This is a genomic window from Paenibacillus residui, assembly GCF_042677205.1.
Lineage (GTDB): Bacteria > Bacillota > Bacilli > Paenibacillales > NBRC-103111 > Paenibacillus_L > Paenibacillus_L residui.
The window spans coordinates 23,795-50,368 of the sequence record NZ_JBHTIU010000081.1; the positions used below are offsets into that span (position 1 = coordinate 23,795).

The window sequence follows — 26,574 nt, forward strand, 5'->3', positions numbered from 1 at the left end:
GGAGGCATGGTCCCGAAATGAAAATCGGACTAAGTTCTTACAGTCTTTATCGTCTTATCAACTCCGGCGAAATGGATATTTTTCAAGCGATCGAATGGATTGCCGAAAATGGCGGGGAGCACGTCGAGATTGTTCCGATGAGCTTAAACCTGACCGAGGACTCTTCTCTGGTGGAGGCCATTCGGAAGAAGGCGCAGGAAGTCGGCATTGACATTTCCAACTATGCTGTAGGCGCCAACTTTGTGACCGACAGCGACGAAGCTTTTAACGAGCAAGTGGAGAAGCTGAAGCGGCATGTCGATGTTGTGCATGGCCTTGGAATTAAATTGATGCGTCATGATGTGGCTTCCCGCCCGATACCGGAAACCTCCATCGCCCAATTCGAGGCGGATTTGGACAAAATGGTGGAAGGCTGCCGGCAAGTGGCCGATTACGCCGCTCAATTCGGCATTACGACAAGCGTAGAGAACCATGGTTTCTTCGTGCAAGCGAGCGACCGGGTGCAGCGCCTTATCCATGCGGTGGACCGTCCGAACTTCAAGACCACGCTCGATGTCGGAAACTTTATGTGCGCCGACGAAAATTCGGTCGTAGCGGTGAAGAAGAACATTTCTTATGCCTCCATGGTCCATCTGAAAGACTTCTATCTGCGACCTTTCTATCGGGATCCCGGGGAAGGCTGGTTCAAGACCGCAAGCGGTAATTTCTTGAGAGGGGCTATTGTCGGCCAAGGAGATATCGACATGGTAGAGGTCATTCGTGTAATCAAGCAATCGGGTTATGACGGATACATATCGATTGAATTTGAAGGGATGGAAGATCCTCGTGTCGGATCGAAGATCGGAATGGATAATGCCAGACGGATCTGGGAAGAAGTTTAATTGAATTAATCTGGCCGAACTCAAATTTGAATAGTTGGCGGAACAAGGGGCTGTTATTTATTGCGGACCCTTGTTTTATGTGCAAATATTGTGGTAAAAAATGTAAATTAAAAACTAATAAATAGAGCCAGATGCCGTGCAATAACGTTATTTATTCTAATTTATGATGGAGGCAAATGCAGTTATGAAAAAATTCGTTACAGGACTGCTGGTTGGAGCCTGTCTGACTCTTGGGACGACCGCTCTTGCGGCTACCGTAAAGCAATATATTCTGACGGAACCCACTTACCCGATTTTTGTCAATGGAACCGAGTACAAGGATAGCGAGAACCCTGTCCTGAACTATGAAGGCAGCACCTACATTCCTTTGGCCAAGATCGGCGATCTGACCGGTGTCGATTATCACTGGAACAATGAATTAGGACGGGTGGAAATTAACACGGACGGTCAGGTGAGCACAGAGGGAGACAAAGCTGCTTCAGCCGGATCATCCAGCTCTTCCGGTACCGGGATGAACCGTGAACTTGCCGAGAGAGAAGCGATTGCGAATTTAAATAAAAATAACGAAGTGAAGTACGAGCTGCCCAAAGGTTTGGTAGAGCAGGGCGGAATGGTTTTTTTGTATGCGTATGATGCTGCCGGAAACTTCAGAGGCCAGTTCACCGATGAAGATGATACGGTGCTTGTCATGTCCAGGCTAGAGAAAAGAAGCGAGCTTCCCCCCACTTTATCCGAAGGCTGGATTTCATCCGGATTGCTTGCCAAAATCTACGACAGCCGGGTTGAATTCAATAACGATGTGATGGTATTTAAAACAAATCCTTTCGTGCTAAACGAGAAGGAATACTTCCGCTTCGTCCTTGCGCCGGATTGGAAGACTAAAGTGATTAGCAAAACCAGCAATGACATTCGGGTAAAAACGTTCAGCTATGAAACAGGGATCACGGACGAATGGGTGACGGAGGAGACTTTGGAGAGATTCACGAATGTCGAAATTTTGGGCGGGGTTGGCCCTGAGGTCAGTCCCGGAATCTATAAAGCGGTCAGTTATTTTTATACAAAGGATGAAAAGGGCGACCGGAAGCTGCTGTATGAAATCACTTGGCCCAATGGGAAGACGAAAGACGGGGAAATACAGAATATGGATGGAATAAGGGTGGAATACGGCGGCTCTCGCGTTTATTATAATACCGAGGATTTAAAGAAGCTGGGCATTCTTCAATCCGAGCGGGGCTACAGCCCCTACTACAACATTGAGGACTTGCAAAAGGCGGGCATTCTGCAATAAGTATATCCGGCGCAGCGCCTGTTTGTTTTGAATATAGCAGCAGGCCCGGTCCTCCTAGAGAGGCCGGGCTTTTCATAATTAAACTATTAAGAAAGTATCCTTGACTCTCTAATTCTACTCCGGGATGAGCTTCAGAGCGTTTTGATAATAGATCTTGTCGAGCACCGTTTTAGGCAAATCCAGTGATTCCAACAGCTGCTGGTGCACATTATCGAAATAATCCCGTCCGTACATAATGCGATCCTGGAAATCTATCAAAAATTGCTTGGCAAATTCTCTGTCTCTTGCCAGCGCGTTGCAGCCCGAGCCTGCGGAAATATCGCAATACAGGTTCGGATAGCTGCGCAGCATCTCGGACACCCGGCCTCCCGGCAGGACAGGGCCCGTCGGATAGGCGGTCTTATTATATTGGTCATCGCCCGAAATATGTGCCCAGAACCCGGGGGCATGACCGATAAAGACCGTTTCCGGACAAGCCTGGACGGCACGCTCGAACGCCCCGATACCTCCGCCGTACCACCAATTGGGGCGGGGGTAGGTGGAGCCGGTATCGAATTCGTAGTCGATGTGGACGAGAACCGGCAAGCCCTTCTCCCCGCAGAAACGATACAGACGAAGAGCGTCGGGATTATCATACATCATCCTCAGCTTGAGCTCGCCGTACACCTTGACATCGTACAGCCGGATGGCATGATCCAGCTTATCGATGGCATCGGGCAGGCGCGGATCGGGGGCATAGCCCAATATAAACTTGTCCGGCGCCTGTTCTTTGTAAGCGGCGCAGCGCTCGAAGGAAATGGGCCCGTTCGGCTTGTCCGGGTCGGGAATGTGCTTGATGTATTCGGGATTATATTCGGTTGCCGGGCATTCCCAGCTGAGCAGCCAAGTCTTGTCAATGTTATACTGCTTCATATTGTCCAAAAATCGTTCCAGATTATACCCGTACCAATCCGGATGGTTATGTACGTCAATAATCAACTAGGATCGCCCCTGTCGCAATGATATAGAACATGTATATTACATGTTTATATTATTGTAGAACGGGAAACGGGCACTGGCAACCATTATTTCCTGATTTGAATATAGTAATCCATGGCCGCTTTCTCCGCTTGCTCAACGGAATCTTGAGGGAAGGAAGAGAAGATCATTTCCCCGGATTGTTCCGCATCTGAGGAAGCCTTGCCTTCAGAAAGCTGTATAATTCTGCCGAAATAGCTGCCGCTGTCCGGATCGCGATCCACACGGAGCAAATATTGGGGATGGCTTAATGTGCGATTAACGAGGCTGGTGGACATAGCCGTCCCTCCTTTCTGTCTAATGAATAGGAATGATCCTATTGTACCATAAAACGACGGTCAAGCTGAAAGGCACGCCGCTCTGCAAGCGAACGTGCCTTTTGGAATTCGCAATAGATTACCAGATAAACGGACCTCCAAAGCCTCCGAAACCAAATGGAAATCCGCCGAAGGCAAAAGGAGAGGTGCCAATGGCCAACAAATCAAACAGAACAAGCGGAATAATAGCTTTAGTTCTGGCATCCTTTCCTTTTTCGTATTCAAATATCAGTTGGTTTCCTTGAATGGCTCTCAGCTTGCCGCTGATTAAGGAACCGTCTTTCTTCACCGCATAAACATACTTGCCGACGAGTTTTTCCACTTCACGACGGGAAATTGTCTGGTTCATGCTTCCACCTCCTTTATCGCAAAGAGCTTAGGGATTCTGGGGACGAGCCTAGTCTATGTCTTCTTATCCGTTTATATGAAAACGCAGGGTGGCCCCATTCCATAATTCTATTCTATGATCGGGAATGAAAGAGCGTATGGATGCAAGCCAAGGGCATGTACCCGAAGTTAGCGATGAAAGGGAAGCTATGGAAGAAACGTGCTCGTTGTCGGGAGGCAAGCTATAGTTCTCCGCCATCCCCGTAAATCTTGGAAAACTTCCGGGTATCCGGTATAATTAATGAGATTCGTGATGAACGGATTGAATGACCGTTTTAGTTCACAGCTTCTAAACTAAAGATCAATGAAGGGGAGGCGACATCATGGAACAAGTCATCATTATCGGAGCGGGACCTTGCGGTTTATCCGCCGCCTCTGAGTTGAAGGAGAAGGGGATTGAACCTCTGATCATTGAAAAGGGGTCCATCGTCGACTCTATTTATCGTTATCCGACCTTTTTACAATTTCACAGTACTCCGGAGCTTCTGGAAATCGGGGGAATCCCGTTCGTAACTCCGAACGAGAAGCCGACCCGGCTCGAAGGACTGACCTATTACAGGACGGTGGCCGAGCGCAAGGAGCTGCGGATCCGCTTATATGAAAGGGTTCTTGCCATCCGGCCCGAGGACGGCGGGTTCGAACTGGACAGTGAAGACCGTTATGGCCGTAAACATACTTACAGAGCCAAGCATGTCATTGTGGCCACCGGTTATTTCGACCAGCCGAATTGTCTTCAGGTGCCGGGGGAAGAGCTTCCCCACGTCTCACATTACTTCCAGGAGGCGCATCCTTATGCGAAGATGAAGGTTGCGGTCGTGGGCGGGAACAACTCGGCGGTGGACGCCGCTCTGGAGCTGGAGCGGGTAGGTGCGAAAGTGACGGTTATTTACCGGGGAAGCGAGCTGTCTCCTTATGTGAAGGCCTGGGTGCGTCCGCTTTTCGAAAGCGCAGTGAACAAAGGGAAAATCCGAATGCTGTTCTCCTCACAGATAACGGAAATTGGTGAAGGCTTCATCATGGTCGAAAGCGAAGGGGAGGTTAGCAGGTTAGAGAACGACTTTGTCCTGGCGCTAACCGGGTTTCGTCCCGACCGCCAGCTTCTGCAAGCATGCGGAGTGGAGTTGGACGAGGAAACGGGGGCTCCCCGGCATAATCCGGAGACGATGGAGACGAACGTTCCCAATCTGTTTATCGCCGGAGTGATAGCGGCCGGAAGCCGGGCTAATGAAATTTTCATAGAAAACGGCCGATTTCATGGGCGCAGCATTGCCCAAGCAATTATCGAACGTTGACGGAGGCGTTCGACGCCAAAACCCGAAAATCGGTCAAACCGTTCAGCCGACCTGTCTAGCGCAGGTTCTTGACACTACTTCGTCTGCCCTCTAAACACGCGCATATTTTAAATAGCGCGTGTTTTTTTCATGGGGGACAGCTTTTGATATTTACCGATAAATCGTATCTGAGCTGAAGTAACTTAATAAACTGTTACGATGTAACATTTCGTTTATGCAACTAATGTCCGTTTCTCCATTCAACTCATTATTACTACACGGTGATTTCGGTTACCACAATGTGATACGTGATGTAAAAGGCAATAGTAAGTTAATTGATTGGGAATTTGCAGGTTATGGAGATCCGAGAGTAGATGTTGCAAATGTTCTGTTTTGGACCCATTTGCATTTTCCAAATATTGCACATGTTTGTGTACGAGCTTTCATAAATGCCTACATTGAGCGGAGAAAAGAAGATTTTACGTCTGACATATTACACGCACACATAATTCTTCAGATCTGGAGGATTATTGAGATTGTTAAGGATGATTTTCCGGAACCGGTAAAAAAAGAATGGAACAGACGACTTGATTGGGCATTAAATCATGTTTTCATTTAACATGAGTTTTGGCTCTAAGTTATGGATTTCGTATCTCGTAAAGCTCCTCATAGAGCCGATAGATCTCGGCAAAAGTCATAAAAGTCCGATAAAAAGTAATCACTTTCCTCTATTTAATGTAAACGCTATCAAATATAATGGGAGAGGATCGATAGATCTTTTAATACTCCTGTGAGGGAAGGTGAAATAATGTTCAAAAAGCTTAAATTACTGTTTCTCTGCTGTCTCCTGTTTACTCTATGGTCGGGGCCGGGTACCGGGATGGCCGCATCGGCGGAAACCGGAATTCCGGCGGCGGAGAGACCTATGGAGGGGGGGGATTTCGGTTATATGCAGCAGAGTGAAGAAATCCCGTTAACTCTGCCACAGAGCGAACCGGGTACGGGTCCGTCTTCCGGCGTAGAGGATAGAGCGGGAAATACGGTAACCGAGTCAGTATACAGCCCGGAAGGAGTTCGCGCGGGGCTTGCTGACGACGGTGACTACATAGAAGTGGAAGCCGCCCCTGAAGATATCTCGATTATCGTTGAAGGACCGCGCAAGCAAATCAACTATATAGACGAGTCTTTGGAAGGCATAACCGATTATATCGCACTCTACACGAATGATTTCGGTGATCAGATTACGGTCCCCCGCACTGCTGTCGGCGTACAGGTGGACCAGAACAATCAGGTGCTTCAAGTCATTAACCAGTCCATTAATGGAGGAGTTCCGAACTGGACGGGACCGACCGATCTTCCCATTCCGCCAGGCGGATACGTCCTGGTAGCGAATGACGATAGCTGGGCGAATAAGACGTACAAGCAATATTTGGCCAAAAATTTCAGGCCGGGCGATATCATTAAGCTTCGCAAGAACGGCGAGGTGGTGCCCGTAACCGAGCTGATGACCGGACAGGGCCCGAAGGCAAGGCTTGTAATTGACAACGACTCCATTTACACGGTTACCGTTCCTTCTGTGGAAATTACCGGGAAAGTGACCAACCGGAGCGAGGATGCAAGTTACTCTCTGACCATCAACGGACAGCAGGCAGCCATTCAGGCTGATGATTCGTTCCGCCATGTATACTCTTTGGCCACCGGTGTGAATTACATTGATGTCCAGGTTAGCAAGAATGGCAGCCCGCAGGCTGAGCAGACACTCATCATCTATTACAAGGCTTCACAGAATCTCCCTAAAGAGGTTTACCTGTGGGTCGATCAAGGCTCTAACGCGGTCAGCTTCCAAACAAGCGAGAGCGTAAGAGATATGCTTGTCAAAGCGAAGGATGCCGGAGTGACCTCGGTCCTCTTCGATGTCAAAGGGGTGGAAGGCTTCGCTTCCTACAAGCGCAACGATCTGACCGGCCGTCCATATGTCAGCGAAATGACTGCGCCGACCCGAGCGGGAGCCAATCCTGATCTCGATTTGCTGGATGAATTTGTCCGGCATGGGCACGATCTTGGATTAACAGTGCACGCCGCATTCAATGTCTTCGCGGAAGGATCGTTCGCGCATAACGAATTTGCGGTGCTGAACGATCATCTGGATTGGGAAGAGCACATTTACCGGGCGGAGGACAATGGGGAGATCAAGCGTCTTCGCGAAAGTAAATACGGACAGAGCGGGGCATTGGTCGCCTTCATCAATCCGGCTAATGACGATGCCCGCCGTTACCAACTGCTGGGCTTCGAGGAGGTGCTGAAGAACTATGACGTAGACGGCGTTCTGCTGGATCGGGGCCGCTACGACAACTTCTTCGCCGATTTCAGCGAGGAATCCCGCACCAAATTTGAAGCGTTCCTGGCCGCAAGAGGCAAAACATTGAAGCAATGGCCTCAGGATATTTTCCAATACGCCGCTGACGGGTCACGGATTAACGGCCCGCTTATCGCAGATTGGTGGGAGTTCCGCTCGGCAACGATCGAATCTTTCACTGCCGAAGTAAGAGGGCTTGTGGACCGCTATAGCGAAATGAAAGGAAAAGACATCCAGGCCTCTGCCTATGTCGGCTCCTGGTACGAATCGTACTATTTAAACGGGGTCAATTGGGCCAGCCCGAATTTCCGCTACGATCCGCGGCTTGGTTTCCCCGAAGACTACTTGTACACAGATACTTATTATGAGACCGGATATACGGATAACCTGGATTTTCTGATTATCGGCACGTATCAGACGACAGCCAAGCAGATCGAGAAATATATTACGCTCGGAAATATTTTGACGAATGGCGATATACCGCTCTATGCGGGGATGGCACTGTCCAATCTCCAGGATCCCGCCCTGCAGAGGGAAGTGTTCCAGGCCGGGCTGCACAAGACTAATGGCTTGATGCTGTTTGATTATTCACAGGTCAATTGGCCGATTATTAAAGCGTCTATTGAAGATCGGGAATATGTGAAGGACTATCAATTGGGCATCAGTCATCCCGGGCAGCCGGACCGCTTTATTGAAGGGGATTACTATAACGTCAATCGGAATGAGGATAATCTGAATGTATATACGAACCGCTTCGGTCTATCGACAGGGACGAATACTTGGGGAGTGGAGGCTATTGTCGATGCGTCCGGTCAAGTAACCCGTGTAGTTAACAAAACACAGGCGATGACCTGGAACTGGACGAACAAGGAGCCGAATAACAGCCTGATACCGGATGGCGGCTTCGTGATCTCCGCAGCGGATACTTCCGGCCAGAGAACCCGAAGACAGTTGGTGGCCAACACATACAGCGCGGGCGATCAGGTCAGGTCTGCTGTATTAAGGGGCTATTCCCAATATGACGGTACGGTTGTCAATCGGCCGACGGCTTCCATTCAAGGAAACGTTGAGGTATTGGGGCCGGGAACTGCCTCGGTTCTAGTGAACGGGGTTCCGGCTACGATGAAGCCTGACGGCGACTTCACCGCAACGATCCCTCTGGAGCTCGGAGAGAATCAGGTATTGATAACCGTCTATGTAGACGGCTACAAGACGAATGAGAAGGGAATCCGTATTACCCGGGAAGGGCAGCCTGCTCATGTGGTATCATTGGAGCTGGATTCTTACAATTACAGTCTCGTAGTCGGGGAGACTCATCAAATCGAAGTGACAGCAGTATACTCCGATGGCACCCGGGAGCGAGTTACCGGCGCTTCGTTCTCCTCTTCCCACAGCAAGGTGATCGAGGTGTCCGGCAGCGGCCTCGCTACTGCAGTGAAGCCGGGGAACGCAACGGTTACGGTAGAATACGAAGGCAAGCAAGCCCATGCTAAAATCAAAGTGTTCCACCACGACGTTCCCGGCCGGAATAAAGGAAAAGGCCATAACTCGTAAACAACTGGGACGCAGCATGCAAGAGTCATCGTTGCTCTTGCTGACGGACTGCAATGCACGCGATAACATCTTCCAAGCCGAGGTAGAATGATCAGGACGTCGAATTGTCTGCAGCCATGGCATTTATAGATTCACCGCTTATAATTAAGAAAGAGAGTGCCAGGGATAAGCGGAAGACTTCGGAAGTTCCGTAAATCGTACGGAGGCCGTGGGGAGACCCATGGCCTCTTCATTGAATGAGAGGCTGGCTCCAAGCTGTTACCGCTTTGAACTGGAAGAGCGTGAGCAGTTAGTGTCTTTGAGCAGTATCCCATTGACTCAGTTTGACGGAGCATATCGCTGTAAAGCAATATGTTTGGCAAAAAAGTCACGGAGGAGTTGGAACTGGAAGAGCGTGAGCAGTTAGTGTCTTTGAGCAGTATCCCATTGACTCAGTTTGACGGAGCATATCGCTGTAAAGCAATATGTTTGGCAAAAAAGTCACGGAGAAGACAGTTTGGAACTGGAAAAGCGTGAGCGGTCGCATCGTTATCCTCGGATTTCAACCTTTATAGAATCCATTCAATAGAAATTCGAGGATAACAGCGATTGGAAGTCCAAACTGTACTCGAAGTGCCGCAAACATCACTTAACATCACGTAGAAACAGCGAAAGTCTCGAAGCAGCACAGAATTGCCGAACATCATGCAGACATAGCGAAAAGGAAGTCCATACTGGTCTCGAAGAAGACCCCCGCTTGTTTTTCCAGGATAGGAGTCTGCCGGTTAAACGATAAGCTGTTAACATTAGCCTTTCGTTCGGATAAGGGGGAGAGAGAGATGAACTTAATGATTGTTGAGGACGAAGCCCGGCTTCGCAACAGCCTGGCCAATAACATACCTTGGGAAGATCATGGGATAGAGGTAGTCGGGCTCGCGGCAAACGGTAAAGAAGCTTTGGAGTTAATCGAACGCAAAAAACCGGATATTGTGCTGATGGATATCCAAATGCCGGAAATGGACGGTTTGACCTTGGCCAGACAGGTCCGTGAAAAAGATCCGTATCTTCAATTTATTATTCTAAGCGGTCATGATAATTTTGCTTTTGCGCAATCCGCGGTGGAGCTCGGGATCAGCAAGTATTTGCTCAAGCCGGCCGGGGATACCGATATCGTGGAGGCGGTCCTGGAAGCCGCGGAGAAGGTCCGCGCAGAGATGGAGAAGCGCCATAATGAAAGGAAGCTGCAATTAAAATGGGCCCAGCATCTGCCCTATGTCAAGGAAATGTTCCTCCAATATTGGTTGGCGGGGAAATTTGAGGAGTGGGAGGTTAGCGAAAAGGGACGCGACCTGCTGCCCGGCTTGCAGAAGGACCAGCAGTACATTGTGGCCGTAGTCGATATGGACCCGCTGCCCGAAGGAGAGACCCGTTTCAACGAAAGTGACGGTCCTTTGCTTGATTTTTCGGTCAAAAGTGTGGCGCTTGAGTATCTGGAGCGCACACCCTGTTGGATCTGCTCGGATTCCGCAGGTTCCACCGCCATTATTTTTACAGCCGCCCCGGAAGAGGATGGGCAGGATTTCTTACTGCACGTGAATACACTGATCGTCAAGCTGCTGTTCGTCATTAAGGAATGCCTGAAGCTGACGGCCAGCGCCGGAATCAGCAAGCCTTCCTCCGACAAGGAAGCGGTAGGCAAGCTGTACATGCAGGCGCGCAAGGCGCTGCAGGAAAGAATTGTGTATGGCAACGATTTGGCCGTACCTTATCGGGAGGAGAATGCCGCGGATCCGGTTCTGCCTTCCGAACCGAACATTGAGAAGAAGCTGGAAATCGCACTGGAGCTTGCAGATACCGATCAGGCGCTGGAGGCGCTCGATGCTATTTGGCAGCAGGGAATGCTTAAGGCGGGTTCCGTCGAAGAAATGCAGGAGAATGTCCTTTATTTGAGCAGCTTGTTCATCCGCTTCGTTCATAAGCAAGGATGGTCCCTGCAGGAAGTTGTAGGCGCCGATTTCGGCTACTATCACAATTTGCAGAGCCTGGCCTCCAAGGATCAGATTCGCCAATGGATGAACCGCTTTGTCAGAAGCTTTATAGCGTACCAACAGAGGCAGAGGAAGACGACCAGCCACAAGATGGTCAGAGATATTCTGACCATTGTCGACAAGGAGATGGATCAGGAGCTGTCCCTCCATACCGTTGCCGACCGTCTGTTTGTCAATTCATCCTACTTAAGCAGGTTGTTCAAGCAGGAAACGGGCAAATCCTTCTCGGCCTATGTATTGGAGCGCAAGATGGAGTTTGCCAAGCAATATTTGCTGGAAGGGGCCAAGGTATATGATGCGGCCCGGATGGTCGGATACCGCGATGTCAGCTATTTCACAAGAGTGTTTCGCAAATATTGGGGAGTTACTCCTGGAGAAATCAAGGGTGGATAGACCGCATCCGCCTCGATCTTCAGGCTTCAATGAGCGGCGCCGAGAGGCGGCCGGAAGGTACGAGAACTCGGATATACCATGCCGACAATGATGAAAGAGCCCGTTCCACTTTTTCGGAGCGGGCTTCAATATGTCACTTCTTTCTATACATCAAAAATGTCAAAACCGTCACTCGCCGGAAAACTGTCCGCTGACTACGCGATCTAGAAAAACAGGGAAAGCAGAGATTCGTTATCCAGCTTGCCGATATAATTCCCGGCATCCGCTTCCGCCAGAGCTTCCCGGACAGCCGTCTTATCGTAAGGAAGGCCGATCAGCTTGCTCTCCAGCTCCGATACGTCCTGAAGCCCGAAGAAGTCCCCGTATATTTTGGCCTCCTTAATTTTTCCTTTCTCAATATCAAGCCGGACATCCACCGTTCCTACCTGGTCAAATCGCTTGGACTGGCGGAAGTTGGACTTAGGGGATTTGCCGTAGTTCCAATCCCAGCTTTGGTAGCGGGCCTCGGACAGCTCTCGGATTCGTTTCCAGTCATCCTCAGTCAGCTTATACTCCGGAATGTTCTCTCCTCCGAAGATAGAACGCAGCAAGGACTGCTTGAACTGCTCGATCGTTATCTTCTCCGGCAGAAATTCCGAAATATTCGCCACCCGGCTGCGAATCGACTTGATTCCTTTCGACTGGATCTTGTCGCTATTCACCTTAAGCGCGGACACGACATTCTCCATCTCGGAGTCAAAAAGCAGCGTGCCGTGGCTGAACATTCTTCCCTTGGTGGAATATTGGGCGTTACCGGATATTTTCCGTTCGCCGACTTGAATGTCGTTGCGTCCCGTCAATTCAGCCTCTACTCCCATGCTTCGCAGAGCTTGTACGACAGGCTCCGTAAATTTGCGGAAATTATGAAAGGACTGTCCGTCATCGTTCATAATAAAGCTGAAATTCAAATTCCCCAAATCGTGGTAAACCGCACCTCCTCCGGACAGTCTGCGCACGACATGAATAGAGTTGGCATTGACGTAATCGGCGTTGATTTCCTCCGCCGTATTTTGATTTTTTCCAATGATGATCGATGGCTCGTTGATATAAAAAAGAAGATAGTCCTCGTCTTGCGGAAGCTCTTTAAGCGCATATTCTTCGATCGCTAGATTCATGCGCGGGTCCGTGATTCCTTGATTATCTATAAATTTCATGAGAATATCCCCCTCCGAAATCGAAAGCATGGTTTTCAGTACGGCTAACCATTCCGTAGCATGAAGTTCAGCCGACAACCTCATTGTATCGCAAAACAGGCTGTCAGACAAAAAACGGCCCTGAAAAGATAGTCAGCCAGGATAAGTCCGGTAATTGCCCTGAAAAATGAAAGGAACTCCCGGCGGGAGCTCCTCAACCATTCGGTGGCAGATCATGTTAACTATAAATGCAAAGTCGTTGGCATAAGCCGTTTCCGTCCGGACAGACATTACACGTAATTCAGCCCGGCATCGTAAGGAAACGGAATCGGGAACAAGGCGGACAGCCGCTTCTTTAACTCCTCAGGGGCCTGGAATTCAGGAGCCGGGTCGAAGAACATAGAGACGGTCTCCTGCACCGTAAGCTCGGCGGTCCAACCGTCCAGTGCAACGCTGGTTCTGCCGTCTTCCAAGCGGGTGATCCTAAGGCTGTCGGCCGCTCCCGCATCAACCGATTTCAGGTAAGGGTACATATGACCGAGCAATCTCTCAGGATTCACGATGTAGACCGTGCCGGTGGCTTTGCCCGTATTGCAGGGGAGTCCTGCAAGCTCCGCTGCCAGCTTATCTTCGTGCCAAGGCACGGGAATGTTAAGCTTCTTCAATCCGTAGGTCCGGATCGCATAGGACAGCAATGCGGGCATTCCTTCGGCGGCACCGCCCCATTCAATCAGGTGGGGCTCGCGTTTCGGAGTATCCGAATAAGGGACTCCGATGACGGCGAAGGTCAGCAAATCGCCTTCTGCGTTCTCGGCTACGAGCACTTTGTGCTGCAGCTTGTAGCAGGTGCTGAGCGCTTCGGCATGAATCAGTCCGGCCAAATCCCATACGCTCTGCTCATAGCGGCTGCGGCGGCCGCTCGCCAATTCATATAGACGGAACCAGTCCGTCGGGGCGAGCTCTCGAAGCACAGTTCCTTCCGGAACAGGTCTGGAGGGGAGAGGCTGGCCTTCTTCCCACAGGAAACGGTGAACTTGACCGTATGTACAGCAGCCCGCTCGCGTATATAGCGACCTTCCCCCTGAGACAAGGAGGAGGGAAGCGCCCGCCCTATCGATATGCTCCAGAATCTTCGTCAGAATCTCGCTGGCTGTGCCTTGGCCCCGATAGTCAGGGTGTGTGCAGACGGAACCGAGAGAGTAGATAGGGAGTCTTGCTTCTCCTATTCTCAAGACGGCCGGAACAAGCCCCATGAACGATACGAGCTTGCCATTGTCAAAAGCGCCATAGGATTGGCCGAGCGCCTCTGAGAACACCCCCGGAAAAGCGGCCTGCATAGATACCTGCTCAGAGTCCCGGAAGATGGAATCCGAGAGCTTCGCCGCTTCATCCAATTGTTGTTGTGTCAATAAACAACGAATTTCCATGAATACGCCTCCTAGAATGGCTAACAACGCTTTGATATTTGCGCAATTACATTCAAGATTGTACCATATTTTACAGCTTTATAGGCCTATTTCTGGAACGATTTTCCGTTGTTTGTTTCCCGCGGATTATACCGCGCGTATGACAGGCCATGCCAATTCAATTCCCTCGGCTGTCAGCAGACGCTGGTAATCCTCGAGCAGTGTAGAGTCGCTGCGTACCTGTCTTGGCTGAACTTTGCGTTCCAGGCTGAAAGCGGCCAGGTAGCCTGCAGCTTCCCCGATATTCCATTCGACCGGATGCAGGCGGTAACAACCGTTCGTAATATGGGTGACCCCAAGGTTCTTACAGGCGGGCAGGAGGTTGTTGACCCGGATCGGCAGCAGGCTTCCCAGTGGAATCTGGAAAGGCAGGCTGGAAATATCGATATAATGCCGCAGCGCCGTGCTCGGATGAAGATCGATGCGATAGCAGCCGACCCCGACGGAATCGGTGAATTCGGCAGCTCTGCCGTCTTCTCTGCAGGCGGCGCTGACATGCTGTTCCAGCACGGTAAATTCCGCCTTGATTCGCCGCGATTCACGAATGTAAGGATATAAGGCGAGGCCGTCCTCGCTGTTAGTTACGTCTCCGCGAAGCCTCAACCCGGGATAGCCCTGCTTGCCGTCCGGGCGTGGGGCTTCGGTCTGCAGCCAGTACAGAAGAGACAGACTGAGCTGCTTCGCGGCTTCCAGATGCTGTTGTCTCTCTTCGGGGCTGACATCGATGATCGGTCCGAGCCAGTAATCGTTGGCCGGCCAGTTGACTATCGAAATATCGCCGGGGAAGGTTCCCGGAACGAAATGATTTTTGTCAATCACCCTTCGATAGGTCCAGAGCGGGAATTTGCCCCCGCCCGGAAATAATCCGTAGGTAACGGGCTCCAGCGTGGCGGGCCGAACTCCTGCGAAGCTGAGCTGTTTGTCCGGCCAGAAGTCGGCCTTGTAGGAATTCCAGAAATCGTAATCCCGGGGCTTGTCGATCGTATGGTCTTCCCCTTCCAAGTAGTCCATGGCAAAGCAGTATGTAAATGCCTGCATATCCATCGGATCCGCCGGGCCGTCCAAGGCGTGGGGCTCGCCGGTATCCTGTTTCGATTCCGACCCGGTGACATATTCAACCCCGGCAAGAGGCAGAACGTCCCCGCATTCCGTAGCATCGAGATAATACGGGGCTGTAAGTTCCATACGATCTCCCGTATCGAGATGACGGACGGTAACGGACCGTACTTCGTCGCCGTCAGTTCGGGCGCTTTCCGGCTGTGTGCGGGTCAGCACAGTCAACCGGCCGCTGTGAATATAAGGGGCCAGCATCTGCTCGATAACGGCCAGAGCGGCCCGGGGCTCATGGCTGATTCGGCTGACGTTGGCACTGCCCGGATTCCAATGGCGGGTGGCCCGAGCCTCGGCCGTAAGCGGGAAGTGATCCCGGTAGTATTGACGGACTCCGTCACGAAATTGGCGATAGCTTCTGGTACAGCCGAAGCTTTCGATCCACGGATGCTCATCGGGCGGTACAGCCTGACTGGTCAGTTGGCCGCCAATCCACACGGTTTCTTCGGTCATAATGACCCGCTTCCCCATCTTTGCAGCAGCCAATGCCGCTGCGCAGCCGCCGGTGCTGCCCCCAATAATGACTATATCCGCATTCATCTCTTTCATTATAAAACCTCCCCCTTAATTGAAACGCGCTAAATACTATTTTAATGATAAAGCGTTCCGGTCAACAGGGAGTTTCATGACTTTTTGTGGTACTCTGATAGCTTAGTGCTTTTTCCGGCAAAATTTGCGGCCTGTATTTCATGGTGTTGCCCCGGCGTCATGACTGTATTTTTTGTTGAGAAAAGGAACATGTGCAAAAAGCGAATTTTGAATACATCCCGAAGAGAGCTATTGACAGCCGCAAAAGGTTGTACTAACATTTAAAACATCATGATGTTATTACCTATTCAACAGAATCCAAAATCATTTTGAAAGCGGTTTGAATCAAAATATTAAGCGATACAGGGGGGAACCACAAGCATGGGCTTACAGGTTCGCGATTACGAAGGAGTACTGACTGTCGAGCTGGGCGGGCGGGTGATTATCCGGCATTCCCGGACGGAGCCATGGATTTACGCGGGCCATGGACAAGGACAGTATGATATGTACCGGGGCAACTTCAAGGTCAGCGACAGACTCGGAGAGAAGCTGGCTTTGGTAGACTATGCCGTGGAATCGTCCGATGCTGGAGATGTCAGGGTAACCTTCTCTAAATCCGGATTGTTACCGCTTACTGTAGTGTTCGGGGTAGAGCACGATCGGGCGGTTATTCGCTTCGTAGGGAACAAGGAAGGAATTAACCGTCTATGGCTGCGGCTTGCTGCAGAGGAGCAGGAGCACGTATATGGCTGTGGAGAGCAATTTTCCCACTTTGATTTGCGGGGCAGGAATTTTCCGCTATGGACATCGGAGCAGGGTGTCGGCCGGAATAAAGATACGTACATTACCTTTCTGGCAGATAAGGAGGATCGGGCGGGCGGCGATTATTACTGGACCTTCTTCCCGCAGCCTACCTTCATTTCCAGCCGGAAATATTATTGTCATGTGGATGACAGCGCCTACATGGATCTTGATTTTCGCCATCCGAGTTACCATGAGCTGCAGCTCTGGAATATTCCGGAGAAGCTTGTGCTGGAGGCGGCCGATACTTATGTAGAACTGCTCGGGAAGCTGACCGCTTATCTCGGCCGTCAGCCGGAACTCCCGGATTGGGTGTACGATGGAGTCTGGATCGGCGTACAGGGCGGAACCGAAGTCGTGCTCGACAAGCTGAACCGCGCATTGGCCATGGGTCTGCAGGTGAGCGGCGTCTGGGCGCAGGATTGGCAAGGAGTGAGGCATACCTCCTTCGGCAAAAGGCTGATGTGGAACTGGATTTGGAACCGCGAGCTGTATCCCGGCCTGGATAAGGAGATCGAGAAGCTCAGGGAGAAGGGAATCCGCTTTCTTGGCTATATCAACCCTTATGTGGCGGTGGAAGGACATTTGTTCAAGGAAGCCAGCGCCGCGGGCTTCTTGGCGAAGAATGACCGGGGCGAGGATTATTTGGTCGATTTCGGCGAATTCGATGCCGGAATCGTCGATTTCACGAATCCGGAAGCTTGCGAATGGTACAAAAATGTAATCAAAGAAAATATGATCCGGTTCGGATTGTCCGGCTGGATGGCTGATTTCGGGGAATATTTGCCGACCGATGTCGTGCTTCATAACGGGGCATCCGCGGAATGGATGCACAACGCATGGCCTGCCATGTGGGCCCGGTTGAACCGCGAGGCGGTGGAGGAAGAGGACAAGCTCGATGACGTCACCTTCTTCATGCGGGCCGGTTATACAGGCAGTCAACGTTACTGCACTATGATGTGGGCCGGCGACCAGAATGTCGACTGGAGTCTCGACGATGGGCTGGCTTCGGTCATCCCGGCGGCGCTATCGCTGGCCATGTCCGGCTTCGGGCTGCATCACAGCGATATCGGCGGGTATACGACTCTGTTCGGCATGAAAAGAACGAAGGAACTGTTCATGCGCTGGGCCGAGCACAGTGCGTTCACCCCGATCATGCGGACTCATGAGGGGAACCGCCCGGATGATAACTGGCAGTTTGATTCGGATGACGAGACGCTGCTGCATTTTGCCAGGATGAGCCGCGTATATACCGCTCTCAAGCCATATCTGAAGGCGGCCGTTAAGGAAAATGCAGATACTGGTGTTCCTGTCATGCGCCCGCTGTTTCTCCATTATGAGCGGGACGAGCGTGCTTATTCGATCCAGTATCAATACTTGCTGGGGCGGGATTTGCTGGCCGCTCCGGTGATCGAGGAAGGACAGAGGACCGTCGGCGTCTATCTGCCGGAGGATGAGTGGATTCACCTGTGGACCGGCAGAACTTATCGGGGCGGCGACATTCAGGTGGATGCGCCATTGGGACAACCTCCGGTATTTTACCGTGCGGCCTCTCATTATGCTTCGCTTTTCGAATCTCTGCGCTCTCTGGACTAAGCATGGACAATAAGCATGGCGCAGCGGATGCGGAAGAGATAGGGGATGAAAGAAAATGAAAGAGATGTCCAATGAAGGATTTGTGCAGCGATTGGAGATGCTCCGTAAAGTTATGCTGGAAGAGGGCATCGACGCGGTTACGGTCGCCTTGCAGAAGAATGTTTCCTGGCTGACGGGCGGCCGCAGCCATGTCAATACGGCGGATATATCGGCCTGTTGCGCTTTTGTTGTTACGAGCGAACGCTGTTATTTTCTTGCCAATAATATTGAAGCCAGAAGGCTATTGGAGGAAGAAGTAGCGGCCCCTGGCTTTGAACGGCTGGTGGAGCTGCAGATTTGGCCGTGGAATTCGCCGCAGGAGCGCGGGCGCCTTATGGTCCGCCTGACGGAAGGAATGGAGTCCGTTCGGACGGACGCCGAGCTGGAAGCCGTTTTTCTTCGGCTTCGGACCGAGGTTCGCCCGGAGGAGCTCGAGGCTTGGCGGACACTGGGTCGCTTGACGGGAGAAGCGATTGGGGAAGCGGCACATAAGCTGCGGCGGGGACAGTCGGAATTTGCGATCGCCGGTCTGCTCGCTCAGGAATGCTGGGAGCGCGGTCTGGAGCCGATCGTCAACTTGATTGCGGCAGACGAACGCATATTCACAAGAAGGCACCCGCTGCCGACCGCGAAGACGTTGGATGCCTATGCAATGCTGGTCGTCTGCGCCCGGCAGAACGGACGGATCGCCTCGGCTACCCGTTTGGTCCATTTCGGGGGGCCTACTCCCGAGATTATGCGGAAGCATCAAGCGGTCGCAGAAATCGACGCCCGCATCATCCATGCCACCCGGCCCGGCCGCAGCTTAGGGGAGATGTATGCGGATTTGGAGTGTTTTTATCGTGAAGCGGGCTATGCACAGGAGATCCGCCATCACCATCAGGGGGGCTTGACCGGCTATGTCAGCCGGGAGCGGATTGCGACCCCAGGGGATACCTACAGGGTGGAGGCTTCGACCATCTATGCCTGGAATCCTTCGATCGCCGGTGTCAAATCGGAGGACACCATTCTCGTGGGCGATGACGGGAATGAAATTTTGACGGGATCGGCGCATTTTCCGACGATATATATCGCTGTCGGCGGCCAAAGCTGGAGCCGTCCGGGCATTTTGGTGCGATGAAGACAACGGTTTGGGCGGCCTCGAACCGGCTGCTGGAACGCTGGATCATTGTGATCCTGCCGCTGGTTCTGTTTGCCGGCTTTCAGGCGGCCGGCTACCTGGAGCCTTATGTTGAGGCGGTTCCGTACTTGTTCATGTATTTGACCTTCGTTTCGTCAATCAACGTGTCCAAAGAGCAATTCACGGAGCTGCGCAGCAAGCCTTGGGCTCTTCTCGTACTGTTGCTTTTGGTACATGGGATCACTCCGTGGCTAAGCTACAGTGCGCTGAGTGTGCTTTATGGCCATCAGCAGGATCTCATGCTGGGAGCTTTATTGGCGATGGTCTTGCCGATTGGCGTGACGTCTATAGTGTGGGTAACCATGAGCAGGGGAAGCACCGGAATTGCAATCGGCATGGTCGCTTTGGATACGCTGCTGAGTCCTCTGCTGCTCCCTCTTACGCTGTGGCTGATGCTGGGCACCTTCGTTTCGGTCGATGCCGCAGGACTGATTTGGGGGGTCGTCAAGCTGGTTGGTCTGCCGTGCCTGGCGGGGATGACTGCAGGAGTCTGGCTGCGCCGGGGGAACAGGCAGACTGTACGCCAGTGCCTGGCATTGTCCTCGAAGCTGACGCTCTATGTGATCGTCCTGCTCAACGCAGCAGCTATGGCGTCCGCCTTGAGCGATGTGGCGGGCGAAGTGCTCAGACTGATCGTGACCGTCGGCGGTCTGATGGTCATGGGGTATTTGCTGTGCTGGGCGGCCATGCGGGCGATGAAGCTTGGCAGAGGAGCGGAAATTGCGCTGACCTATACGGGAGGGGTCCGCAATTATACCGCCGGGATCGTCATTGCCCAGCTGTACTTTACCCCGCATGCGGCTATTCCGGTCATGATCGCTATGCTGCTGCAGCATCCGGCGGCGCTGATCGTGCATCTCCTGTTCTCACGCAGCAAGCGATCGGAGCTATCCTCCGCACCGTCTTCGTCCACGACAGCTTGAAGAGGCCCAAGCCAGGTGGCGGGGAAGGTGAGCCCCCCTGTTAGGCGGGCAGACCTTTCTTTCCGATGGGTGCAAATTGGATTCAATGGAAGTTTTGTTGGTCCCATTCTCAGGAGAACGACACTTCCTGCGATATTACATTAATTCTGACTACATTGAGGTCCGAGAACTTAGGCAATCCCTTCATTGGCCGGATTAAAATGGGGGGCCGCAAGCAAATAAGAAAAAAGACTCAAAAAAAGTATTGACAAACTCGGAAGGATCTCACTATACTGAAAGCGTAAACATCATGATGTTATTATGAATTTAGAAAAGTCACATTTCGAGCAAGCAAGACGGGGTTGCGTTATGCAAGTTGCATGATGAGGCGGCGGAGAAAGATACGGTCTGCATAGAAAGATACCGCTGAAAAGAAAGAGGACGGTTTTGAAGAAAAAGGAGGGTTTTCCCAGATGACAAAGAACAGGAAGACGGCATTTGCCCTGACGCTGGCGGGAGTGATGATGCTTGGAACCGCGTGCGGCAGCGGGAACGGTGCGGAGGGCGGTTCTAACAGCGAGAAGGGGGACGCCAAGGGCAAGGATGTATCGATCAGCTTCATCCATTGGCGCGGAGAGGATGCGAAAGTTTTCAACACGCTGATTGAGAAGTTTGAGCAGGAAAATCCGGGAATCAAGGTCAAGATGGATATTTATCCGTCCGAGCAATATCAATCGACGGCCCAAGCCAAGCTGTTGGACGGAACGACCGGTGATGTGTTCGCCGCAATGCCCGGCGCCCAGTTCGAAGCGATTGCCAAGGCGGGCTTGTTCACGGATCTGACCAACGAGCCCTTCGTCGGCAACTTCAGCCAGAACCTGATCCAAGTCGGTGTGAAGGACGGCAAGCAGCTTGCCATACCGCTTCAGCTGGTCTATAATATGCCGATTTACAACGTAGGCTTGTTCGAGAAGTACGGCCTGAAAGAACCGAAGGATTGGGAGGAATTCCTCCAGGTTTGTGAAACGCTGAAGCAGAACGGAATTACTCCGATAGCGTTTCCGGGCTCCGATATTGGTCCCGGGCAGTTCATGAACCCGATGATGATGAATAACGCACCGGATGAAGATATTTTCGAGAAGCTGGAGGCCGGGGAAGCCAAGCTGACAGAGGAATGGTGGGTCAAGACCCTGACCCAGTTCAAGGAACTGAACGATAAAGGCTACCTGCAGAAGGATTCGCTGGGCACGAAGAAGGATGCCGCGGCCGCGCTGTTTGCCCAGGAGAAAGCCGCAATGCTGGCTACCGGCTCGTATATGCTTGCAACGAACAAGGAGCAGAATCCGAACCTGAAGCAGCAATTGCTGGCGCCGATTACCGTGCCTGCAGATCAGGCGCAGTACGAAGGCATCCATACGACAACCTTCATGCTTGCTCTGAACAGCAAGTCGAAGCATCCGGAGGAAGCCAAGAAGTTCATTGAGTTTCTGAGCCGCAAGGATATCGCCGGGGAATATGCGAATGAAACCGGGCAGCACGTTACCGTGGAAGGAGTCGAGTACACTTCGGAGGAACTGCAGGACACCGCTGTATGGATGAATAAGAAAACACGCTTTCAGCCGAGATATTTTATCATGAACGGTGAAATTCAGAAAGCCGTGACCAATTCGATACAGGCGGTTCTGGCGGGCTTTGCCCCGGAGAAAGCCGCAGAGGAGGCCCAGGCTGTCGTCGACCAGCAGTTAAAGCTGGGCAATAAGTAATTGGCAACCCTGACTTTGGGTTGGGAGGAACGGGCCCAGGCAGAAGCCGGGCCTCTATCTTTCCGCCGCGGAGGATTATCGCTTCGCATCGCAAGCTAAAGCGATAAAGAAGGGGGGCGCTGTCAAACCCGCAGGAGGTCACCGATGAAAACTAGCAAAGCGATTTATTTGTTTCTTGTACCTGGCATGCTGCTGTATTTGATTTTCTTTATTTATCCGACGCTTAGCGGCTTGTACTATTCCTTTACCGATTGGGACGGACTGTCCCCGGAGTACGGCTTTGTCGGTGTGGACAACTATATTAACATGATCACGAACGATCTGGTATTTACCAGGTCTCTCGGCAATAACCTGAAGTTTATGTTTACCGTGGTTATTTGCCAGACGATGCTTTCGCTCCTGTTGGCGGTTCTGTTAGTCAAAAATTCCAAAGGAAGCGTGTTTTTACGGGCTCTTTATTTCTTCCCTGCGATTATTGCGTCCATTTCCGTCGCTTTTATCTGGTCGTTTATGTACGATCCGACCATGGGACTTATCAACCGCGCTTTAAGCGCTGTCGGTTTGGATTCGTTGGCCATGAACTGGATCGGAAATATGGACATCGCCATATACTCGATTGCGTTCGTCCAGGTATGGGCGCATACCGGACAGATGATGGTTGTCTTCATTGCCGGACTGCAGGCAATCCCGGAGGATCTGTATGAGGTAGCCCGAATCGAAGGGGCCGGCCGCTGGCAAACCTTCCGGAAGATTACCTGGCCGCTCATTGCTCCGTCGGCGACCATTGTCGTTGCTTATACGACCATCCAGTCCTTCAAGGCATTCGACCTGATCTTTGCCATGACCGGCGGTGGTCCCGCATATTCGACGGAGATATTGTCGACGTTTCTATATCATACGGCGTTCCAAAATTATAAATTCGGCTATGCTTCCGCCGGCTCCGTCATTTTCATGTTCATTATTGCCCTCATTACGCTGCTGCAGTTCCGTATTTTGAGGGGCAGCAAGGTTTCTTACTAGGAGGGGTTTCCGATGGTGCTTAAATGGGGAAAACGACTGATCCTGCTGCTGTTTGCCATTATGATTATCGTACCGGTGTCGCTTGTATTCATTACCTCGTTCAAACCATCCACGGAATTCTATCTCAATCCGGTCGGATGGCCGAAACAGTTTACTTGGGATAATTTCCTGGAGATGTTTCAGCAGCAATCGATGGGCCTGTATTTTATGAACAGTGTGGTCGTTACGGTGTCCACCGTGTTCTTCATTCTTTTCTTCGCGACGATGATTGCTTATGCCATTATGCGGATCGGCGGCAAGAAGGGCTTATTGTTCTATGGCCTGTTCGCAGCCGGCATGATGGTTCCGGCGCAGGTCAACATGATCCCGCTCTATGCGCTGGTCTATAAGCTGAAGATGACGAACAGTCTGACCGGGCTTATTATTGTTTCGATCGCGGTTTATCTGCCCATCGCCGTTTTCATCATCTCGGGCTTCATGAGCTCGATGTCCAAGGAGCTGCTGGAAGCTAGCAGCTTGGACGGAGCCAGTGAGTGGGGGATTTACCGGAGAGTGGTGCTGCCGATTTCTATGCCTTCGGTAGCGGCCACCGCCATTTTCCTGTTCGTTATGGTGTGGAATGATCTGCTCTATCCGCTGTTGTTCATTACAGAGAAGACGAAGAAGACCATTCCGCTGGCGCTATTGCAATTCCAGGGGGAATACGTGACCAACTTCCCCGCCATCTTCGCCGGAGTCGTAATCGCATCCGGGCCGATGGTAATTGCTTATGTCCTTCTGCAGCGGTATTTCGTAGCCGGAATGACCGCCGGAGCGATCAAAGGATAATACATGTGCCGCCGACAAGGTCACATTAAGAAGGAGCGATAAAAAATGCTAACTATGAATTTGGCTTTTGTCCCTCTGGCCAGGCCGACGTTCGATATTGAAACGGCAAAAGCTTATTTCTCTCAATCCTGCGAGCTGCTGGGCAAACTGGCGGATGGCTGCCGGTTTCCGCAAGGCCTGCTCATGTCCCCCGAGGAAGCCGGCGCATTCGTGCGCCGGACGGCGGACGGGACAGAGCTGGACGCGATTGTTGTGCAGGCTACTACCTTTATTGATGCCAGATTCATTATCGAGATTATGGAAGCTACGGATGCACCGATTTTATTGTGGGGTGTTCGTGAGCCAAGGGTGAACGGGACGCGCCTTTCGCTGAACTCGATGACAGGCATCAATAATCTGGCGAATACGCTGGTTACGAAGGGAAGAAAATTTTCGCTGCTCTTCGGCAATCCCACCGAAGACGCGCTGGCTCGCGAGTTGCGTGACCAGTTGAAAGTGGCGTCGCTTATCCGGGAGCTGTCCCGGTTGAAAATCGGAGTGATCGGCCAACAGCCGGACGGCTTCTTCTTCTCCGGGGCCGATGCGGGTATGCTGGCGAAGCTGGGGCCGCAGATGATCGAGCTGGATCTGCAGGAGGCGTTCCATCGCGCCAATGAATTAAGCGAAACCGAGGCTCAAGCTGCTGTAGAGGCCGTGTCCGGCCAAGTGCGCGGGCTGGGGCTGATTCCGCAGGAGAGCGTCCTGAAATTCGCCCGCTTCCAGACCGCGCTGCAGCGGCAAATTCAAGAGCTGGGCATTTCCATGGTGGCTGTCCGCTGCTGGCCGGAGTTTTATACGGATTACGGGGCAGCCGCCTGCTCGACGGTATCCAGTCTGATCGACCAGGGGATCATGGCCTCTTGCGAGGCCGATATTCATGGGGCGCTCACGATGCATATTCAAAGCCGGCTGGCCGGAAGCGCACCGTATCTGGGAGATCTGGTCCATATCGATGAAACGAAGGATTCCGGCGTGTTCTGGCATTGCGGAGCCGGAGCTTTCTCCCTGGCTCGTCCCGATACGGGAGCGGTAGCCGGGCTGCATCCGAACCGCAAGCTCGGCTTCACACTTGAATTTGGTCTGAAAGCAGGGGCGGTATCCGTTCACCGTCTGGGGCCGGATCCTTCCCGTCCCGGAGAATACAGGATGCTTATGATGAAGGGCGAAGCGCTTGATGAGCCGCAGAAATTCTGGGGGACGAGCGTAGAGGTCGGCTTCCGCCAACCGATATTGCCGCTCATGAAGCAGTTGATGAAACAGGGCTTCGAACCGCACTATTCGATAGTGTACGCCGATATCAGCGAGGAAATGAACATACTGTGCGATTGGCTGGACATTCGTCCGATCGTGCTCGGAGAGGCGTTGACATAGATGATAGAACGGATAGGGAAACCTGCTGCTATAACTAACCGAAGCCTTCGTGTGGCCATTGCCCAGGTGGGTGGTCCGACGGCTGTAATCAACTGCAGCCTGTTCGGCTTCATGAATGAGCTGCGCGAGATATATAAAGGAGAAGAGAAGAAGCTGGAGCTGTTCGGTGTCGCTGACGGCATGTCAGGCTTGTGCGAAGGGCGCCTGTTCAGGTTGAATACGAGGCACTCGTTCGAGTGGCTTAAGAGCCAACCCGGGGCCGCCCTAGGCGCGGGACGCAAGGCGCTTGTGCAGGACGACCTTGAAGATTGCCTGGATACGCTCAGGCGTTACGACATTCGCGCATTGGCCCTTGCGGGAGGCAACGGAACGATGTGGGCGTGTCAAAGCATTGAGCAGGCGGCGAGAGACAGCGGATATGAACTGCGGGTCATCGGCATTCCGAAGACGGTGGACAATGATATTCAAGTAACGGATCATACACCCGGATTTCCCAGTGCTGCGAAATTCGTTGCTCATGCCATCAGAGATATATCGGCCGATCTGCAATCCATGCGGAACTTCGAGCAGGTCCGCGTTATCGAGACGATGGGCCGCAATGTCGGCTGGTTAAGTGCCGCTTCCGGATATTTTAAAGAGAGCGAGGAAGATGCCCCTCATTTGATCTACATTCCCGAGCAGCCCTTCCAGTTCGTGCGGATGCTGGAAGAAGTCAAGGAGGTGTACTCGCAGCTGGGCTACTGTCTGGTAGTGGCCAGCGAAGGACTCAAGGATGGCTCCGGGCAGCCGATTCGCGCTCAAGGAATTGCCAACGGGAAAAAAAATGGGCAAGGATTGCAAGCACTGGGAGGAATCGGGTCCGTCATTGCAGAAACGATTAGTCAAGAGCTGGGATTGGCCTGCCGCTACGAAAATCTGGGGATTCTGCAGCGATGCGCCTCCTTCGCCGTTTCCGCCCAGGATCAGCTCGAGGCCGAGGCTGTCGGAAGGCAAGCCGCTCGTTATTTGCTGGAGGGTGTCAGCGGACAAATGGTCACGATTGTCCGGCAGGCGGATGAGCCTTATGACTGGAATGTCGGCTCGGCGCCTTTTCGGGATGTTGCCGGAATAGAGCGGGCCTTCGATCCGGCGGATTTGTCCCCGGGCGGATGGATCAGCGAACGGTACAAAGCGTGGCTGAAGCCTTTTGTAGGCCGGAAGGAAGCTTACAGGCGGTTAAATATCAGCTCGGTCTGAATTCGTATATTCAAGCTCTGGAGAGGGGTTGC

Annotated in this window: 20 protein-coding genes; 14 read left to right on the forward strand and 6 right to left on the reverse strand. The window is 52.2% G+C overall.

Translation table 11 applies throughout. From position 1 onward, the window contains the following. The first annotated feature begins 17 nt into the window (after positions 1-17). On the forward strand, positions 18-881 hold the full coding sequence (locus ACFQ03_RS19850; protein WP_379290406.1) for a sugar phosphate isomerase/epimerase family protein: 864 nt from the start codon (positions 18-20) through the stop codon (positions 879-881). A 184-nt stretch (positions 882-1,065) separates the two neighbouring features. Beyond that, positions 1,066-2,169, forward strand: coding sequence for a hypothetical protein (locus tag ACFQ03_RS19855; protein WP_379290408.1), 1,104 nt, complete (start codon positions 1,066-1,068; stop codon positions 2,167-2,169). A gap of 114 nt (positions 2,170-2,283) precedes the next feature. Here the strand turns inward: ACFQ03_RS19855 and ACFQ03_RS19860 are convergent, their stop codons facing one another. The 3 genes from ACFQ03_RS19860 to ACFQ03_RS19870 all read right to left on the reverse strand — a co-directional run bounded on the left by ACFQ03_RS19860 (position 2,284) and on the right by ACFQ03_RS19870 (position 3,852). Beyond that, the gene (locus tag ACFQ03_RS19860) at positions 2,284-3,147 is read right to left on the reverse strand and encodes an amidohydrolase family protein (protein ID WP_144933998.1); all 864 of its coding nucleotides are present in this window, start codon (positions 3,145-3,147) and stop codon (positions 2,284-2,286) included. A gap of 86 nt (positions 3,148-3,233) precedes the next feature. Further along, complete coding sequence (locus tag ACFQ03_RS19865; protein ID WP_144934000.1) at positions 3,234-3,464, reverse strand: hypothetical protein; 231 nt, start codon at positions 3,462-3,464, stop codon at positions 3,234-3,236. Positions 3,465-3,582: 118 nt separating this feature from the next. After that, entirely contained in the window at positions 3,583-3,852 is a 270-nt protein-coding gene (locus ACFQ03_RS19870; RefSeq protein WP_144934002.1) for a 50S ribosomal protein L33, read from the reverse strand. A 361-nt stretch (positions 3,853-4,213) separates the two neighbouring features. On the opposite strand from ACFQ03_RS19870, the gene ACFQ03_RS19875 reads away from it, so the two are divergent. From ACFQ03_RS19875 to ACFQ03_RS19890, 4 genes are all read left to right on the forward strand, one after another. Further along, positions 4,214-5,182, forward strand: coding sequence for a YpdA family putative bacillithiol disulfide reductase (locus ACFQ03_RS19875; protein WP_379290411.1), 969 nt, complete (start codon positions 4,214-4,216; stop codon positions 5,180-5,182). A 223-nt stretch (positions 5,183-5,405) separates the two neighbouring features. After that, a complete protein-coding gene (locus ACFQ03_RS19880) occupies positions 5,406-5,780 on the forward strand; it encodes a phosphotransferase family protein (RefSeq protein WP_144934006.1) in 375 nt (124 codons plus the stop codon). Positions 5,781-5,969: 189 nt separating this feature from the next. Next, positions 5,970-9,071: an Ig-like domain-containing protein gene (locus ACFQ03_RS19885; RefSeq protein WP_150959204.1), complete on the forward strand. Its 3,102-nt coding sequence runs from the start codon at positions 5,970-5,972 to the stop codon at positions 9,069-9,071. A gap of 818 nt (positions 9,072-9,889) precedes the next feature. Further along, positions 9,890-11,491: a response regulator gene (locus tag ACFQ03_RS19890; RefSeq protein WP_379290414.1), complete on the forward strand. Its 1,602-nt coding sequence runs from the start codon at positions 9,890-9,892 to the stop codon at positions 11,489-11,491. A gap of 203 nt (positions 11,492-11,694) precedes the next feature. Here the strand turns inward: ACFQ03_RS19890 and ACFQ03_RS19895 are convergent, their stop codons facing one another. From ACFQ03_RS19895 to ACFQ03_RS19905, 3 genes are all read right to left on the reverse strand, one after another. Beyond that, positions 11,695-12,684, reverse strand: coding sequence for a lipoate--protein ligase (locus tag ACFQ03_RS19895; RefSeq protein ID WP_150959206.1), 990 nt, complete (start codon positions 12,682-12,684; stop codon positions 11,695-11,697). A 269-nt stretch (positions 12,685-12,953) separates the two neighbouring features. Continuing rightward, positions 12,954-14,090, reverse strand: coding sequence for a GNAT family N-acetyltransferase (locus tag ACFQ03_RS19900; RefSeq protein ID WP_379290416.1), 1,137 nt, complete (start codon positions 14,088-14,090; stop codon positions 12,954-12,956). Positions 14,091-14,216: 126 nt separating this feature from the next. Further along, positions 14,217-15,788: an FAD-dependent oxidoreductase gene (locus ACFQ03_RS19905; protein WP_379290418.1), complete on the reverse strand. Its 1,572-nt coding sequence runs from the start codon at positions 15,786-15,788 to the stop codon at positions 14,217-14,219. Between the two features lie 360 nt (positions 15,789-16,148). Here ACFQ03_RS19905 and ACFQ03_RS19910 point away from each other — a divergent pair, with 360 nt between their 5' ends. The 8 genes from ACFQ03_RS19910 (at position 16,149) to ACFQ03_RS19945 (ending at position 26,542) form a co-directional block, all read left to right on the forward strand. After that, positions 16,149-18,164 (forward strand): alpha-glucosidase, encoded by a 2,016-nt coding sequence (locus ACFQ03_RS19910; RefSeq protein ID WP_379290420.1) that lies wholly within the window; start codon positions 16,149-16,151, stop codon positions 18,162-18,164. A gap of 55 nt (positions 18,165-18,219) precedes the next feature. Beyond that, on the forward strand, positions 18,220-19,323 hold the full coding sequence (locus tag ACFQ03_RS19915; RefSeq protein WP_379290422.1) for a M24 family metallopeptidase: 1,104 nt from the start codon (positions 18,220-18,222) through the stop codon (positions 19,321-19,323). Continuing rightward, a complete protein-coding gene (locus tag ACFQ03_RS19920) occupies positions 19,320-20,306 on the forward strand; it encodes a bile acid:sodium symporter family protein (protein ID WP_379290424.1) in 987 nt (328 codons plus the stop codon). The genes ACFQ03_RS19915 and ACFQ03_RS19920 overlap by 4 nt, the downstream gene beginning before the upstream one ends. A gap of 452 nt (positions 20,307-20,758) precedes the next feature. Further along, a complete protein-coding gene (locus ACFQ03_RS19925) occupies positions 20,759-22,048 on the forward strand; it encodes an ABC transporter substrate-binding protein (protein ID WP_379290426.1) in 1,290 nt (429 codons plus the stop codon). A gap of 144 nt (positions 22,049-22,192) precedes the next feature. Beyond that, entirely contained in the window at positions 22,193-23,068 is an 876-nt protein-coding gene (locus ACFQ03_RS19930; RefSeq protein ID WP_379290428.1) for a carbohydrate ABC transporter permease, read from the forward strand. A gap of 12 nt (positions 23,069-23,080) precedes the next feature. Further along, positions 23,081-23,896, forward strand: a complete 816-nt coding sequence (locus tag ACFQ03_RS19935; RefSeq protein ID WP_379290430.1) for a carbohydrate ABC transporter permease — start codon at positions 23,081-23,083, stop codon at positions 23,894-23,896. Between the two features lie 45 nt (positions 23,897-23,941). Beyond that, complete coding sequence (locus ACFQ03_RS19940; RefSeq protein ID WP_379290432.1) at positions 23,942-25,306, forward strand: L-fucose/L-arabinose isomerase family protein; 1,365 nt, start codon at positions 23,942-23,944, stop codon at positions 25,304-25,306. Then, positions 25,307-26,542, forward strand: a complete 1,236-nt coding sequence (locus tag ACFQ03_RS19945; RefSeq protein ID WP_379290433.1) for a diphosphate--fructose-6-phosphate 1-phosphotransferase — start codon at positions 25,307-25,309, stop codon at positions 26,540-26,542. The last annotated feature ends 32 nt before the right edge of the window (positions 26,543-26,574 follow it).

Coding starts and splice junctions, on each gene's coding strand:
- ACFQ03_RS19850 (WP_379290406.1), top strand. CDS start 18: ATGAAAATCGGACTAAGTTCTTACAGTCTTTATCGTCTTATCAACTCC.
- ACFQ03_RS19855 (WP_379290408.1), top strand. CDS start 1,066: ATGAAAAAATTCGTTACAGGACTGCTGGTTGGAGCCTGTCTGACTCTT.
- ACFQ03_RS19865 (WP_144934000.1), bottom strand. CDS start 3,464: ATGTCCACCAGCCTCGTTAATCGCACATTAAGCCATCCCCAATATTTG.
- ACFQ03_RS19870 (WP_144934002.1), bottom strand. CDS start 3,852: ATGAACCAGACAATTTCCCGTCGTGAAGTGGAAAAACTCGTCGGCAAG.
- ACFQ03_RS19875 (WP_379290411.1), top strand. CDS start 4,214: ATGGAACAAGTCATCATTATCGGAGCGGGACCTTGCGGTTTATCCGCC.
- ACFQ03_RS19880 (WP_144934006.1), top strand. CDS start 5,406: ATGTCCGTTTCTCCATTCAACTCATTATTACTACACGGTGATTTCGGT.
- ACFQ03_RS19885 (WP_150959204.1), top strand. CDS start 5,970: ATGTTCAAAAAGCTTAAATTACTGTTTCTCTGCTGTCTCCTGTTTACT.
- ACFQ03_RS19890 (WP_379290414.1), top strand. CDS start 9,890: ATGAACTTAATGATTGTTGAGGACGAAGCCCGGCTTCGCAACAGCCTG.
- ACFQ03_RS19895 (WP_150959206.1), bottom strand. CDS start 12,684: ATGAAATTTATAGATAATCAAGGAATCACGGACCCGCGCATGAATCTA.
- ACFQ03_RS19900 (WP_379290416.1), bottom strand. CDS start 14,090: ATGGAAATTCGTTGTTTATTGACACAACAACAATTGGATGAAGCGGCG.
- ACFQ03_RS19905 (WP_379290418.1), bottom strand. CDS start 15,788: ATGAAAGAGATGAATGCGGATATAGTCATTATTGGGGGCAGCACCGGC.
- ACFQ03_RS19910 (WP_379290420.1), top strand. CDS start 16,149: ATGGGCTTACAGGTTCGCGATTACGAAGGAGTACTGACTGTCGAGCTG.
- ACFQ03_RS19915 (WP_379290422.1), top strand. CDS start 18,220: ATGAAAGAGATGTCCAATGAAGGATTTGTGCAGCGATTGGAGATGCTC.
- ACFQ03_RS19920 (WP_379290424.1), top strand. CDS start 19,320: ATGAAGACAACGGTTTGGGCGGCCTCGAACCGGCTGCTGGAACGCTGG.
- ACFQ03_RS19925 (WP_379290426.1), top strand. CDS start 20,759: ATGACAAAGAACAGGAAGACGGCATTTGCCCTGACGCTGGCGGGAGTG.
- ACFQ03_RS19930 (WP_379290428.1), top strand. CDS start 22,193: ATGAAAACTAGCAAAGCGATTTATTTGTTTCTTGTACCTGGCATGCTG.
- ACFQ03_RS19935 (WP_379290430.1), top strand. CDS start 23,081: ATGGTGCTTAAATGGGGAAAACGACTGATCCTGCTGCTGTTTGCCATT.
- ACFQ03_RS19940 (WP_379290432.1), top strand. CDS start 23,942: ATGCTAACTATGAATTTGGCTTTTGTCCCTCTGGCCAGGCCGACGTTC.
- ACFQ03_RS19945 (WP_379290433.1), top strand. CDS start 25,307: ATGATAGAACGGATAGGGAAACCTGCTGCTATAACTAACCGAAGCCTT.